At 70.9% G+C, this 14,498-nt stretch carries 11 protein-coding genes; 5 read left to right on the top strand and 6 right to left on the bottom strand.

The genetic code is table 11. The annotated features are described in order from the left end of the window. Nucleotides 1-690: a ComF family protein gene (locus Dvina_RS48555; protein WP_246655804.1), complete on the top strand. Its 690-nt coding sequence runs from the start codon at nt 1-3 to the stop codon at nt 688-690. Between the two features lie 557 nt (nt 691-1,247). Then, nucleotides 1,248-1,883 carry a ribosome hibernation-promoting factor, HPF/YfiA family gene (hpf, locus tag Dvina_RS48550; protein WP_223098673.1) on the top strand — a complete coding sequence of 212 codons (636 nt, stop codon included), beginning with the start codon at nt 1,248-1,250 and terminating at the stop codon, nt 1,881-1,883. 47 nt (nt 1,884-1,930) lie between these two features. Here the strand turns inward: hpf and Dvina_RS48545 are convergent, their stop codons facing one another. The 3 genes from Dvina_RS48545 to Dvina_RS48535 are packed head-to-tail and all read right to left on the bottom strand — an operon-like array spanning nt 1,931 to nt 5,212. After that, nucleotides 1,931-3,076 (bottom strand): glycerophosphodiester phosphodiesterase, encoded by a 1,146-nt coding sequence (locus tag Dvina_RS48545; RefSeq protein ID WP_223098671.1) that lies wholly within the window; start codon nt 3,074-3,076, stop codon nt 1,931-1,933. 40 nt (nt 3,077-3,116) lie between these two features. Beyond that, on the bottom strand, nt 3,117-4,052 hold the full coding sequence (locus Dvina_RS48540) for a GNAT family N-acetyltransferase (RefSeq protein ID WP_223098669.1): 936 nt from the start codon (nt 4,050-4,052) through the stop codon (nt 3,117-3,119). Further along, nucleotides 4,049-5,212 (bottom strand): GNAT family N-acetyltransferase, encoded by a 1,164-nt coding sequence (locus Dvina_RS48535; RefSeq protein ID WP_246655803.1) that lies wholly within the window; start codon nt 5,210-5,212, stop codon nt 4,049-4,051. The genes Dvina_RS48540 and Dvina_RS48535 overlap by 4 nt, the downstream gene beginning before the upstream one ends. 184 nt (nt 5,213-5,396) lie before the next feature. On the opposite strand from Dvina_RS48535, the gene secA reads away from it, so the two are divergent. Beyond that, complete coding sequence (gene secA / locus Dvina_RS48530; RefSeq protein ID WP_223098663.1) at nt 5,397-8,324, top strand: preprotein translocase subunit SecA; 2,928 nt, start codon at nt 5,397-5,399, stop codon at nt 8,322-8,324. 1,303 nt (nt 8,325-9,627) lie between these two features. Here secA and Dvina_RS48525 read toward each other — a convergent pair. Both Dvina_RS48525 and Dvina_RS48520 read right to left on the bottom strand, forming a co-directional pair. Next, a complete protein-coding gene (locus Dvina_RS48525; protein WP_223098662.1) occupies nt 9,628-10,173 on the bottom strand; it encodes an Rv3235 family protein in 546 nt (181 codons plus the stop codon). Nucleotides 10,174-10,941: 768 nt separating this feature from the next. Further along, nucleotides 10,942-11,178 (bottom strand): helix-turn-helix domain-containing protein, encoded by a 237-nt coding sequence (locus Dvina_RS48520; RefSeq protein WP_223098660.1) that lies wholly within the window; start codon nt 11,176-11,178, stop codon nt 10,942-10,944. A gap of 112 nt (nt 11,179-11,290) precedes the next feature. Here Dvina_RS48520 and Dvina_RS48515 point away from each other — a divergent pair, with 112 nt between their 5' ends. Then, the gene (locus Dvina_RS48515; protein WP_223098658.1) at nt 11,291-11,797 is read left to right on the top strand and encodes a DUF6912 family protein; all 507 of its coding nucleotides are present in this window, start codon (nt 11,291-11,293) and stop codon (nt 11,795-11,797) included. Between the two features lie 54 nt (nt 11,798-11,851). Here Dvina_RS48515 and pruA read toward each other — a convergent pair whose 3' ends face one another. Further along, nucleotides 11,852-13,471, bottom strand: coding sequence for an L-glutamate gamma-semialdehyde dehydrogenase (pruA, locus tag Dvina_RS48510; RefSeq protein WP_223098656.1), 1,620 nt, complete (start codon nt 13,469-13,471; stop codon nt 11,852-11,854). Nucleotides 13,472-13,599: 128 nt separating this feature from the next. On the opposite strand from pruA, the gene Dvina_RS48505 reads away from it, so the two are divergent. Then, nucleotides 13,600-14,445, top strand: coding sequence for a hypothetical protein (locus Dvina_RS48505; RefSeq protein WP_223098654.1), 846 nt, complete (start codon nt 13,600-13,602; stop codon nt 14,443-14,445). Nucleotides 14,446-14,498: the final 53 nt, after the last annotated feature.

Here is a 14,498-nt window from a genome sequence, read left to right as displayed (position 1 = left end):
GTGCGGCTGCTCGTCGCGGGGTTGATGGACCTGGTGCTGCCGGCCACGTGTGCCGGGTGTGACGGGCCGTCCGCGCGGGCGTTGTGCCAGCGGTGCTCGGCGGCGCTGGCGGGCGTGGTGCCGCGCCGGACGTCGCCCGATCCGGCGCCGGCCGGGCTGCCTGCGACGTTTGCCCTGGCCGCGTATGCGGGCTCGGTGCGGCGGGCGATTGTGCAGTACAAGGAGAAGAACCGGCACGAAATGACAGGGGTGCTGGGCTCGCTCCTCGGGCGGGTCCTGGAGCGGGCGGTGCCGCCGGCGGTCCCGGTCGTGCTCGTGCCGGTGCCGTCGACCGCGGCGGCCGTGCGGCGGCGCCACGGTGACCACATGCTGCGGCTGGCCCGGACGGTGGCCCGTGGGCGGCCCGGGACCGAGATCGCGCTGCCCCTGCGGGCCCTGCCCCGGCCGGACGATTCGGCCGAGCTGACGGCCGTGCAGCGAGCCGCGGCGGCCCGGCGGGCGTTCGCGCTGCGGCCCCGGGCGGCCGCGGCCATGCGGACACGTGTCGCGTGCAGCGGTGCGGCGGTCGTGCTGGTGGACGACATCGTGACCACGGGCGTCACGCTGGCGGCGGCCACGTATCGGCTGGGGGAGGCCGGCATCACCGTCGACCGGGCCGTCGCGATCGCCGCCACCCAGCGCCGCCGCTAGTTCCCGTTAGCGCTTCGGCTTCGCGCAGCGGCGAGGCGGCATGCCTCAGAACGGCCGCGCCGTGGAGGCTGCGCTGTGGCGGGGCGGGCGGCCGTTGTCGGGTGGCTGGGGGCGTCGGGCCGCCGGATCGGGTGCATTGTCGCGCCGAGAGTTGCGGACCGTGGGAATCCAGCGCGGGGCAACGCGGCGGCGGTCAAGATTGGGCATTACGCATCGTCAACGGGAGAACACGGATTTACCCGATTTGCACCGAAAGTCACTTCTGGCACAACGTGGGGTAATCCCTCGGGGTGGGTTTCAGTCTAGGAACCGATCCTTCTTCTGAACCAGGGGTGACTAGTGGCTGTCATCGGTTTAACGTCGAGAGACGACAGGTGCTCGCCCCGGTGAACGCTTTCGAGCGAGCCGCGGTGAGAGGCCGCGAAGGGAGGACCTGACACCCGCAGTTTCGGTCGCGTGCCGCGTGGGCTCAGCCTCTGGGGAGGCGCGTTCCGGCCGAGTCTCGAAACCGACACCCGAACCCGTTGCTCTGGAAGAACCCGTGGGGGAGGTCAGGAGTGGACATCGTCGTCAAGGGCCGCAACGTCGAGGTGCCCGACCACTACCGGCAGCATGTCGCAGACAAGCTGCAGAAGGTCGAGCGCTACGACCACAAGCTCATCCGCGTCGACGTCGAGTTGTTTCACGAGCGCAATCCGCGCCAATCAGATCACTGTCAGCGCGTCGAGATCACGTGCTATTCGCGTGGTCCGGTGATCCGGGCGGAAGCCTGCGCCGCCGACTTCTACAGCGCCTTGGACACGGCGATCGGCAAGCTGGACAGCCGGCTGAGCCGCGCCGCCGATCGACGGCGGGTCCACCGGGGCCGGCACGCGCCGGTCTCCGTTGCCGAAGCGACCGCGTCACTCGCATTCACACCGCCCGAACGGTACGGCGCCACCGCGCTCGCCACGAAGGCCGACCCGGCCCAGGCGGACGGCTTCGACCTGATCGAGGAGGCCGACGACCAGCCGTGGCACATCGTCCGCGAGAAGGAACACCCCGGTGAGCCGATGACTGTGGACGATGCACTGTTCCACATGGAGCTGCTCGGCCATGACTTCTATTTGTTCAACGACAAGGAGTCGGGCCGGCCGAGCGTCGTGTACCGGCGCCGGGCCTACGACTACGGGGTCATGAGTCTCGGGCTGTGACCATGTCTCGGTAGGGCGCCCGGTGCCGGGGCGCCCTACTGGGACGGCTATCGACCCGCCGGCCGCAGATACAGGTCACGAGCGAGGTATGCCGTATCCGCGTAGTCGGCGAAGACCCCGTCAAGGCCGGCGGCCAGGAAGGTCCTGACCTCCTCCAGGATGTTGCCCCAGGCGTTGGGGTCGGTGCCGGTGCGCAGGTTGAGCGGCAGGAACTGGTTCTCGTTGCGGAACGTCCATGCGTGCACCTTCAGCCCCCGGGCGTGCGCGTCCCGGATCAGTGCCGTGGGCTGCTGCAGGTTGCCGGCCGCGTCGCGGCTGATGACCAGGTTCTTGGTCGCGCCGACGCCGTCGGTGAACGCCTTGAGGTAGTCCAGCCCGGCCGGCTGGGCCAGGTCGGCCCACGTCCGCGGGTCGCCGCTGGTCTTGAAGTCGAACGGCTGCCCGACCTGGTCGAGCAGCACCACCGACGGGGTGTCGACGAGCCCGCGCAGCTTCCTGATGCTCGTCGGCTCGAACGACTGCAGGAACGCCGCCGCGTTGCGCCCGGCGAGCCCGTTGCGCTTGAGCACCTTCGCGACGAGCGGCTCCAGCGCCAGGCCGATCGAGTTGAAGTACGTGGGGTGCTTCGTCTCCGGGTACACCCCGATGGTCCGCCCGACCCGCCGCCCCTCTTCCCGGGCCAGGTCGATGACCTCCTGGAACGTCGGAATCTGGAAGATGCCGTTGTAGATCGCGTTGTGCGGCCGCACCGCCGGGAGCCGCTCCACCGCGCGCAGCGTCTTGAGCTCGGCCAGCGTGAAGTCCTCGGTGAACCAGCCGGTCACCGCAACCCCGTCGACAGTCTTCGTCGTCTTGCGCGAGGCGAACTGCGGCTTGGTCGAGACGTCGGTGGTCCCGCCGATCTCGTTCTCGTGCCGGGCGACGAGCTGCCCGTCCTTCGTCGGCACGAGGTCGGGCTCGATGAAGTCGGCGCCGAGCTCGATGGCGAGGGTGTATGACCCCAGCGTGTGCTCGGGCCGGTGTCCGCTGGCGCCGCGGTGCCCGATGACCAGGGGCCGCGCCGGGCGGTGACGGTCCCGGTCGGTGTCCGTTACCGTGTCGGAGGCGTAGGCGGCGGGGCTGATGAGCGCGGTGGGTAGCACTGCCGCACTTGCGGCGACACCCACGCCGGAAATCACTGCACGACGACGCATGGCCTTACGTAAATGGGCCGAGCGCAACGTCACGTGACGCTCAGGTGACGGGCGGGCACACCTTGGCGAACGCAACGTTGTCGATCCGGCCGCCGTCCGGTCCGGGGAGGCGGGCCAGCTGGACCGCCTCGCGGTGATAGCCCGCGGCCTCGAGCACCCGCTGGGAGGCGATGTTGTCCGGGGCGGTGCCGGCGGTCATGCGGGCCATGCCGATCTCGAAGCCCCAGTCGGTGACCAGGCGGGCGGCCCGCGCCGCGTAGCCGTGGCCCCGTGCCTCGGGAGTGAGGCTGTAACCGATCATCGCCTCCCTGAGGACGGGCTCCGCGTAGAACAGGGCGATCTCGCCGAGGTAGGTGTCGTCCTCGGCGCTGCGGATGGTCATTTCGGCGCGCTGGCCGGCCAGCCACCTCGAGCCGGCCTCGGCGCACTGGCGGGCCACGATCGACGGGTCCATCGGGGTGCCGACGACCGAGCGCCCGCTGACTTCCGGACGAATGCGGAGGTCGTACGTCGCGGAGGCGTCGTCGGGGCCCATGGGGCGGATGAGCACCACGCCGTCGGTGAGGCGGCCTCCGGGGAGATCGGGCAGGGCCCGCGCGGCGGGGCCGGCCGGGTCGTCGTGCAGGCGGGACAGCACGATCACGTCGCAGGGCGCGCCGTCGGAGTCCCGGCCGGCGCCGCGAGCGATGCCCTCCCGGGCGAAGCCCGCGGCTACCGCCACGCGGAGGGCGGGCAGGTTGGCGGGCTCGATCTCGCAGTACAGGCGAAGGAAGTCGTTCTTGAAGAGCTCGGCGCTGAGTGACTCGAGTGCGCTTGTGGCCACGCGGCGGCCGCGGGCCTCGGGGGCGACCCAGTAGTCGATCGCGGCGATGCCGGGACCGTGCGGGGTATAGGCGATGCGGCCCAGGCGTGCGCCGGTGTCCGCGTCGACGATGTCGCGGGTGGTGGCGTCGGACGGGTGCAGTTCGATGCTCATGTCAGGTCTCCGTGTGTCAGATCGGGGCGGAGCAGGGTGGCGGTCCAGCCGTCGACGCGCCGGCCGCGCTGCACGCAGCTGTCGCGCTGGACGCCCTCCACCTTGAAGCCCACCTTCTCCGCCACGCGGCGGGAGGCGTCGTTGCCGACGTGGGCCCGCCACACGATGCGGACCAGGCCGAGGCGCTCGAAGCCGTATCGGCACAGGGCCCGGACCGCGGCCGTCGTGTAGCCCTTGCCCCGGGCCCAGGGCGCGGCGGAGTAGCCGACCTCGGCGCTCACCGGGTCGAGCGCGTTGAACCGCAGATCGGCGGTGCCGACGAAGCGGTCGTCGCCGTCGGCGAACGCGAAGCCCGCTCCGGTACCGCGGAGCCACATCGCGGGATACGCGTTGTCGATGAAGTCCAGGCCCTGGTCGGGGCGGTACTCGAGGGGGATTGAGGTCCACTGCACCGTGTCGGGGTCGCGGAAGGTGGCCACCAGGTCGTCGAGGTCGCCCTCGCGCAGCGTGCGCAGGGTGCAGGGGCCGGCCGGGAGGCGCTCCGGAGGTGTGCTGAGCGCGTGGGCCCGCCGCGCGCCCGGGCCGCCCGGCGCCACCCAGGCGGGCGGTGTGTCGCACACCTCGCCCGGCAGCAGCACGCCCTGCCACCCGTCGACGAACCCGCCACCGCGCGCGGGCAGCCCGGCCCGCACGACGCCGTCGAACGTGAAGCCGATCCGCTCGGCGGTCAGCTTGGACACGTGGTTGCCGACCTCGGCCCGCCAGGTCAGCCGGCGCAGGCCCAGCACCTCGAACGCCCAGTGCGCGACCGCGCGCCCGGCCCGCTCCGCGACCCGCCGGCCCCTGGCCCACGGCGCCACCCAGGTGCCCAGCTCGGCATCCCCGGCGCGCCGGTCCAGCGCGACCAGGCCGGCCGAGGCGAGCAGTTCACCCGAGCGGGCGTCGAACACCCCGAGCGGGGCCGCGGTCTCGGCCGCCCAGGCCGCCGGGGTCGCCGCGCCGGTGAAGTCCTCGGCGTGCTCGGGCCGGTAGGGCACCGGGACCAGGGTCCAGCGCTGGATCAGGGGGTCCTGACACGCCCGGAACACGTCCGTGGCGTCCTCGGGCTGCCAGGCGCGCAGGACGAGTCCGTCACCGGTGGCGAGTTCGATCGGGTCCATGAACGCCGATCCTGCCTCATGGTCCGGTGCCTTGAGACGGATATTTCCGCTGTATTTTCTGTCGTACGTCGGGGGTTTTATACCCATTTGGTACCTTGTGTCGGTTACGGCGGCGGACAGGGGCGGCAGGTCGGCCGGAAAGCCGCCTACGATGGGTCGCAGACGTTTGAGGGAGCGCTGACCCGTGTCGATTTTCGAGAAGATCCTCCGCGCCGGCGAGGGCCGGATGGTGCGGAAGTTGAAGGCCGTCGCCGACGCCGTCAACTCGCTGGAGGACGAGTATGCCGACCTGACCGACGAAGAGCTCGCCGGCATGACCGAACAGTTCAAGGAGCGTCTCGCCGACGGTCAGACGCTTGACGACATCCTGCCGGAGGCGTTCGCGGTCGCCCGCGAGGCGGCCTCCCGGGTGCTCGGACAGCGGCACTACGACGTGCAGGTCATGGGCGGCGCCGCTCTCCACTACGGCAACATCGCCGAGATGAAGACCGGTGAGGGCAAGACGCTCACCTGTGTGCTCCCGGCCTACCTGAACGCGCTGTCCGGCAAGGGCGTCCACGTCATCACGACGAACGACTACCTGGCCCAGCGCGACGCCGAGTGGATGGGGCGCGTCCACCGCTTCCTCGGGCTCACCGTCGGCACGGTGCTGCCCAACCAGCCCTCGAGCGCGCACAAGGCCGCCTACGAGTGCGACATCACCTACGGGACGAACAACGAGTTCGGCTTCGACTACCTGCGCGACAACATGGCCTGGTCGAAGGACGAGCTCGTCCAGCGTGGCCACAACTACGCCATCGTCGACGAGGTCGACTCGATCCTCATCGACGAGGCCCGCACCCCGCTGATCATCGCCGGGCCGGCCGAGCAGTCCGCCCGGTGGTATCAGGAGTTCGCCCGGGTCGTGAACCGCCTCAAGCGCGGCAAGGAGGGCGAGGCCGACTACGACGTCGACGAGTCGAAGCGGACCATCTCGGTCACCGAGCGCGGCGTCGCGAAGGTCGAGGACCAGCTCGGCATCGACAACCTGTACGAGTCGGTGAACACGCCGCTCGTCGGCTACCTCAACAACGCGATCAAGGCCAAGGAGCTCTACAAGCTCGACAAGGACTACGTCGTCACCGACGGCGAGGTCCTCATCGTCGACGAGTTCACCGGCCGCATCCTGCACGGCCGGCGGTACAACGAGGGCATGCACCAGGCCATCGAGGCCAAAGAGGGCGTCGAGATCAAGCAGGAGAACCAGACCCTCGCCTCGATCACCCTGCAGAACTTCTTCCGGCTCTACACCAAGCTCTCGGGCATGACCGGTACCGCGCAGACCGAGGCGGCCGAGTTCAACAAGGTGTACAACGTCGGCGTCGTCTCCATCCCGACGCACCGCTCGATGATCCGCCAGGACCACCCGGACGTGATCTACAAGACGGAGAAGGCCAAGTACAACGCCGTCGTCGACGACATCGTCGAGCGGCACAGCCTGGGCCAGCCGATCCTCGTCGGCACCGTCTCCGTCGAGAAGTCCGAGCTGCTCTCCCAGCTCCTGCGCCGCAAGGGCGTCGCCCACGCCGTGCTCAACGCGAAGTTCCACGCCAAGGAGGCGGAGATCATCGCGCAGGCCGGCCGCAAGGGCGCGGTCACGGTCGCCACCAACATGGCCGGCCGCGGCACCGACATCCTGCTCGGTGGCAACGCGGAGTACCTGGCCAACGCCGAGCTGCGGCAGCGGGGCATCACCGAGGAGGAGAACCCGGAGGAGTACGAGAAGGCCTTCGCGGAGATCCTGCCCCAGTTCGAGAAGCTCGTCGAAGACGAGTCCGACGAGGTCACCGACGCCGGCGGCCTCTACGTCCTCGGCACCGAGCGGCACGAGTCCCGGCGCATCGACAACCAGCTCCGCGGCCGCTCCGGCCGGCAGGGCGACCCGGGCGAGTCGCGCTTCTACCTCTCCCTCCAGGACGAGCTCATGCGCCGCTTCCGGGCGAGCGCCGTCGAGGCGGTCATGGACCGCTTCAACATCCCCGAGGACGTCCCGATCGAGTCGAAGATGGTCACGCGCCAGATCAAGAGCGCGCAGACCCAGATCGAGGCCCAGAACGCGGAGATCCGCAAGAACGTCCTGAAGTACGACGAGGTCCTCAACAAGCAGCGCAAGGTCATCTACGCCGAGCGCAAGCGCGTCCTCGACGGCGAGGACCTCAGCGACCAGGTCCGCAACATGATCGACGACGTGATCGGCGCCTACGTGGTCGGCGCCACCTCACTCGGCGAGACGGCCGAGGACTGGGACCTCGAGCAGCTCTGGACCAACCTGAAGCAGCTGTACCCGGTCGGCGTCACGATCGAGGACCTGGAAGAAGAGGCCGGCGGCCAGCTCGACCCCGAGTTCCTGCGCGTCCAGCTCATCGAGGACGCCCACAACGCGTACGACCGCCGCGAGGAGGAGCTCGGCGCCGAGGCCGTCCGCGAGCTGGAGCGCCAGGTCCTGCTGAACGTGATCGACCGCAAGTGGCGCGAGCACCTCTACGAGATGGACTACCTGCAGGAGGGCATCACCCTCCGCGCGTACGCCCAGCGCGACCCGGTGGTCGAGTACCAGCGCGAGGGCTTCGACATGTTCCAGCAGATGCAGGAAGGCATCAAGGAAGAGGCCATCGGCTTCCTCTTCAACCTGGAGGTCCAGGTCGAAGAGGCCGTCGAGGAGGCGCCCGCGGAGGCCGACGACGAGGCCGACGGCGACGCCCCGGCCGTCAAGCTCTCCGACCACCCGGTCGAGATCCGGGCCAAGGGCCTGGGCGGCAACCGCATGCCGCGCGCCCTGCAGTACTCGGCCCCGACCATCGACGGCGCCGCCGGCGAGACCGGCGTGGTCATCGAGCAGGAGCAGGCCCCCGCGCTCGGCCTGGGCACGAACGGCGCCAACGGCTCCACCACCGGCCAGCGCCCGTCCCCGTCCGCCCGCCGCTCCGGCCCGCCGAGCCCGACCGGCGCCGCCCGCAAGCCGTCCCCAGGCCAGGCCGTAGCGGGCAACGGCCCGTCCCGCAACGCCCCGTGCCCGTGCGGCTCAGGCAAGAAGTACAAGCGCTGCCACGGCGCTCCGGGCGGACCGGCCTGATCCGGTCCCTCCCCAGCAATCCTTAGGCGGGCGCTCCCAGATCCTTGGGGGCGCCCGCCGCTCTGTGCGACCACCCAGACCGTCGGGCACTTCCCGCGTCGGGCACTTTCTTGCGCAGTGCACTTCCCGCGCGGAGCGCTTTCCTCGGCCGTGCGCTCCGGCGACGGACACTTCCCCGCCGGGGGCTGGTGCGGTTTGACCATCTTCCGCGCTGACTTCAAGCGCTGACCACTTTCCGGGCCATGCTTTCGACCCTGGCTGGCCTGGACCTCATCGCGGGTCGGCCGCTTCCCATGCCGGAATTCGGTGCGCGCTTCGAAGCGGGTCGTCCACTTTCCGCGCCGGGTCGATGCGGCCGGCCATTTTCAGCGCTGGGTTCGAAGCGGCTGGACAATTTCCGCGCCGGGCTTGAAGCGGGCCGGCGGCCGGCGGCGAGGATGGCGGGACGGTTGCGTTGTGCGTTCACGGTGAGGCGATCAACCTCGTGCTGGATGTGAAGCGGCCGCCGCAAAGGCTCTTGGGGGAGTGCGACGGCCGCGTTCTTGGGATGGGTATGTACTTCGTTGAGCGGCCGCCCCTCCGCAACGTTGCCGCGACTGTCGTATCTGCGGTGCGCGAAGTGGGGCTGAGCGGGTCATGCACGTTGGGAAGGTCCAGCGGTGCAGCGATCGGCGGCGAGGTCCAGGTCGCCGAGCGCCACGTGCCGCGATCGTCGCGTCCGGGCGTTCGGGTGTGGCTCAAGTCGAGCGCGCCGATGTTGGAGGTCGCCGGCCCGGTCTCGATGGCTCGCAGTAAAGCGGTGCACGCCACGAGCAGGTCGTCGTGTGACGCCTGTCGTGGCGGTCGTGCCCGGTCTGGTTCGCGGTGTGGATGAATGGCGTCGTGGTCAGGTGGGCGTTCGGTGCGGTGGGTGGTGGTTGGGTGCCGATATCGCGGGTTGGGTGTTGGGGTTCTGGCTGGTTGAGGCGGCCGCCGCGGGCGAGGCCCAATCCGCTCACGGCGGCCGCGTTTTTGGTGGTGGGAGTGGAGCCCAGTGCACCCGCCGCTGCTTTGAGCTGCCGGGCGCACCGGGGGATGAGAGTGGTGGGTGGCGGCCATCGCGCCCTGGCACGAAGGGGCGCGATGGCCGCCCTGGAGGGGAGGGGTCACTTGCCCGGCCCACCGAATCCGGGCTGACCGGCCCTCCACGGCCGCCGCTCGGGTTGTCCCTCCCGAACTCGAGCGGCGGGTGCGTCGGCGAGGGCGGGCCGTCCTGCCCCGTGCCGGGACGGCCGGCTGGTCTCGCCGCAGCGGGAACGGTGGTTCAGAGGACCTGGACGAGGGTGCAGACCCAGCCGAGTACGCCATAGTTGGGGCGGTTCTCACGCTCGAACCGCAGCGCCATGGCCCAGGTGTTGTCGCCGTGCTCCAGGACGACCACGCCCTCGGCTATGCCTTCCAGGGGCTCGTTGACCAGGAGCCGGCGGATGCGGACAAGGGTTCCGTGGCGGGCCGCCTGGCCGGGCGTCATGCGTACGCGGACGGTGCGGCGCAGCACCTGGTCGCTGATGTCGTTGAAGCGGTGCGGATGGGCGAGGGGGCGCAGCTGGTTCGGGGGGCGGTATCCGTTCAGGATTTCCACGACCATATTCGCGAACCGCTTGGCCGCCCGGTACGAATCGGAGCGCGGGGTTGGCTGCTGGGCCGGGACCGGCCACTTCGGCTCGCGCTCGGGCCGGCGGATCGGTGTCGGTAGGCCCGGCCACTCCAGCGGGAGCGGCTCCATGTCGGGCGCCGGCTTCGGTGGGTTGAGCCAGGCCACCGTGTCGGGCGGCTCGTCCTCGGGCGGCGGGTCCAGCGGTGGCGGCATGCGCAGGACGACGGCCGGCTTCCGCGGCAGCAGGCTCGAACCCGGCGGTGCCGCAGCCAGTCGAACCGGCGGCGCCACCGCCAGCGCGGGGCGGGTGCGCGGTCGGGTCGCGGAGGCGCGCCCCTCGCCGCCGGCCTCGCGGACTGGCCCGGCTCCTTTGCCCAGCCCGCCGTCAGCCTCGCGGACCAGCCCGGCTCCTTTGCCTAGCCCGCTTCCGGTCCCGCGGACCGGCCCCGCTCCTTTGTCTGGCCCGCCGCCCGGCCCGCCGCTCTGGACGGGTCCGCGGCTTCGGGATGCGCCGCCGCGCTCGGGAGGACCTTGGCCGGCGTGGTTCCCCGGTCCGCTGGCGTGGTCCGGTCTGCGGCTTCGGGCTGTGCCTCCGCGCTCGGCGGGACCTTGGCCGGCGTGCTCGGGGCCGGTGCTTCGCCGGGTGGCGCGGTCGCCCGTCGGTTGACTGCCGCGTAGGTCGCGGCGCGGTCGGTGCTCGGTGATCGCCGCCATGAGAAGCCCCCCGATGCTTGCGTTTGCTTTCGTTTGCCTCCGGAATCAGTTGTATCGAGCAGGCGCGATGGAGTCAACGAGCGGGCTGCGGCTTACGGAGGCGTTCGCGGGGCTTTAACCGCTTCGTCCTTTCCTGCGCGCCCGCCATCCGTGTGCGAAATGTCCGGCTTCGACGCGGCGGGAGGGAGTGCTGCAAGACGGCTCGGGTGCCGGAGAAGGCGGGTGGCGACGCTCTGTGCGAGTACCCACCCAAAGGAAATTGCCTGCTCAGGACAGGTCGGGATCGTCCTTCTCGACCAGGGGGTTGGTGCGGACCCACTCGGCGGTCTCGGCGTACTTGCGCTCGATGTACTCCTCGAGCTTGCTCCGCTCGATGCGCCACTGGCCCCGGCCGCCGATCTTGATCGCCGGCAGCTCGCCGCTGCGCACCATGTGGTACACCTGCGAGGCCGACACGTTCAGCTGCTCGGCGACGTCGGCCATGAGCAGGAATCGCGGCTCCATCGGCCCAGTTTGCCATCGTTGGCTTCCCGTTGGTTACGACGGCCGCGATTCGCTGCGCTCCGACACGCCCGACATGCGTGTCGAAAGCCGGGCAAGGGTGTAGGACAAAAGCGTGACGACCGACCTCACGCGTGTGTATCTGCCCGCGACGCTCGCTCAGCTCGCCGTGCTGCGGGAGAGCGGTGAGCTGCCGCCGCCGACGGAGGTGCACGCGGTCACGCCGTCGCTGCGGGAGTGGTACGCCGAGGGCGACGAGGAGGAGCTGGAGTACGTCGCGTTCACGCGGGCCGCGCAGGGTGCTCTGCGGCTGCTGCGCAACGACGACAAGACGCCCCGCCGGCGGGTGGTGCTGTCCGCCGACCTGCCCGGGGCGCAGGTGAAGATGCACGGGCTCGATCTCGGGTCGAGCCTGGTCGAGGTCTCCGGCCGGATCGCGCTGCGCACGGTGGCGGCGATCCACGTGGACGGGCACGACGCCGAGCGTGACGTGTCGGCCGCCGTCGACGTGGTGGAGCGGGCCGAGGCCGGCGACGCCGACGCGCAGTTCACGGTGGACGGCGCCGAGGATCACGAACTCGAGTGGTACGACCCCTCGGAGCTCGACCAATTGGTCAACTAGGGACCGGTCGGCCCGGCGGCGACGGAGTCCGCCGCCGCCGGGTGCGCCGACGGCTCAGCCCATGTGCGGGTACCGGTGGTCGGTCGGCGGCACGAACGTCTCCTTGATCGTGCGGGGCGACGTCCAGCGCAGGAGGTTGTGCCAGGAGCCGGCCTTGTCGTTGGTGCCGGATGCGCGCCCGCCCCCGAACGGCTGCTGGCCCACCACGGCCCCGGTCGGCTTGTCGTTGATGTAGAAGTTGCCGGCCGCGAAGCGCAGGGTGTGGCTGGCCCGCTCGACGGCCTGGCGGTCGGTGGCGAAGATGGAGCCGGTCAGCGCGTACGGCGCGGCGGACTCGGCCTGGGCCACGACCTCGTCGTACCGCTCGTCGGGGAAGACGTGGACGGCCAGGATGGGGCCGAAGTACTCGGTCGTGAACACCTCATGCGTGGGGTCGGTGCACTCCACGATCGTCGGGCGCACGAAGAACCCTTCGGTGTCGTCCGCGGTACCGCCGGCGACCACCGTGCACGACGAGGAGTTCTTGATCCGGTCGAGCGCCGCGGCCAGCCGGTCGAAGGCCCGCCTGTCGATGACCGCACCGCCGAAGTTGGTGAAGTCGGTGACGTCGCCGTAGGTGAGCGCCTCGGTCGTGGCCACCACCTCGTCCTTGATCTGCGACCAGAGGCTCGCCGGGATGTACGCGCGGGAGGCCGCCGAGCACTTCTGCCCCTGGAACTCGAACGCGCCGCGCACCATCGCCGTGATCAGGGGCGCCGGGTCGGCCGAGGGGTGGGCGATGATGAAGTCCTTGCCGCCGGTCTCGCCGACGACGCGGGGGTAGGAGCGGTACACGTTTTCGGCGACCGTGCGGTTGAGCGTCCGGAACACCGCTGTCGAGCCGGTGAAGTGGATGCCGGCGAGGTCGGGGTCGGCCAGCGCCACCTCGGACGTGGCCAGCCCGTCGCCGGTGACCAGGTTGATCACACCGGCCGGCAGGCCGGCCGCCTCGAACAGCCGCATCGTGTAGTGCGCGGCCAGCTGTTGGGTGGGCGAGGGCTTCCAGAGCACCGTGTTGCCCATGAGCGCGGGCGCGGAGGGCAGGTTGCCGGCGATCGCCGTGAAGTTGAAGGGCGTGATCGCGTAGACGAACCCCTCCAGCGGGCGGTGGTCGAAACGGTTCCAGACGCCGGCCGAGGAGCGCGGTTGATCGGCCAGGATCCGCTGCCCGAAGTACACGTTGAAGCGCAGGAAATCAATCAACTCGCACGCGGAGTCGATCTCGGCCTGGATCGCGGTCTTGGACTGGCCGAGCATCGTCGCCGCGTTGAGCGTGTCGCGCCACGGCCCGCTGAGCAGGTCGGCGGCGCGCAGGAAGACCGCGGCGCGCTCGGAGTAGGGCAGGTCCCGCCAGGCCGGCGCGGCCCGCTTCGCCGCGGCAACGGCCCGGGCCGCGTCGTCGGTCGTCGCGTTGTGCGTCACACCGAGCACATGGCTGTGACGGTGGGGCTGCACGACGTCGATCGGCTCCCCGGCGGCCATCCGCCGCTCGCCGTCGATGGTCATCGTCAGCTCGTGGCGCTCCGCGGCGAGTTCGCCGAGGCGGCGCTCCAGGTTCGCCCGCTCCGAGGTGTCAGGGGCGTATCCGCGCACCGGCTCGTTTACGGGCTCGGGCACGTTGAACAAGGCATCCATGAGGGTCTCCCACGTCGTCTCGGCAGCGTTGGCGAGGTTTCCCCCATCCTCCCACGGCGCGGCGGGGCGAACCGGCGGCCCGGCGGCCTCGCGTACGCTGCATGGTCGTGGGTTCGAAGCGTGCTGCAGTGACCGAGCCGGCCGTCGACGCGTGGCGCCCGGCGCGCGCGGTGTTCGTGGCCGCCTTCGCGCTGGTACTGCTGTTCCTGACGCTGTTCTCGGCGTACGGGCACGTGCCCGGGCCCGCGGTCGCCGCGCTCGTGCTGCCGGCCGTCCTGACCCCGACACTCATCGCGGGAGCGGCGGTCGGGGTGCTGGCGGTGGGCCGGTTCGCGGCCGACGCCGGAGTGCGCGGGCGGCTGCTCCACGGCGCGCTGGGCGGCCTGCCGGTCGGGCTCCTCGCGATGGGCGGGATGCTGATGGCGTACCACTCGGGGCCCTCTGTCGCCTATGTCGCCGTGACCGTGGCGGTGGCCGGAGCGCTCGGTGGCCTGGCCGCGGCCGCGCACCCGGTGAGCGCGGTCGCCGCGGGTGCGGCCGGTGGCGTGCTGGCCTCGGCGATCGGGCTCCTGGTGGCGTACTTCCAGAATGATCTCGTCGACCTATTCGGCAACGAGGAGACTGTCGGCAGCATGGCCGACGCGTCCTACCGGCTGCAGCTGACGGGGTCGATCGTCGGCGGGATCGCGGCGGGCGCCTTGGCCTTCGGCTACCTGCGGCGCACCGGGCTGGCGCTGCCCTGGCCGACGTACCCCTTCGCCGGCGCGATCCCGGGGCTGTTGACGCTGGGGGCGGCGCTGATCGGGTGGATCGGTGGGCTGCCGCTGTCGAGTGCGGTCGCGAAGGAGAGCGAGTTCGACGCCGCGATCATCGCGAACCGCCTGCCGGAGCAGGTGAACCACGGGCTGATCCTGCTGTTCGCGGGGGCGTTCGTGGCGATGATCCTGGTCGGCCGGACGATCAAGCGCTCCTAGGGCGTCCACCCCTGGCGGTCGGGCGCGACCCGCTGCGGCGCGCGGAGGCGTCC

Source organism: Dactylosporangium vinaceum, assembly GCF_019904175.1.
GTDB classification, from domain to species: Bacteria; Actinomycetota; Actinomycetes; order Mycobacteriales; family Micromonosporaceae; genus Dactylosporangium; species Dactylosporangium vinaceum.
Note: the sequence above shows the minus strand (reverse complement) of the source record. Positions and strands in the feature narration are given on the sequence as shown.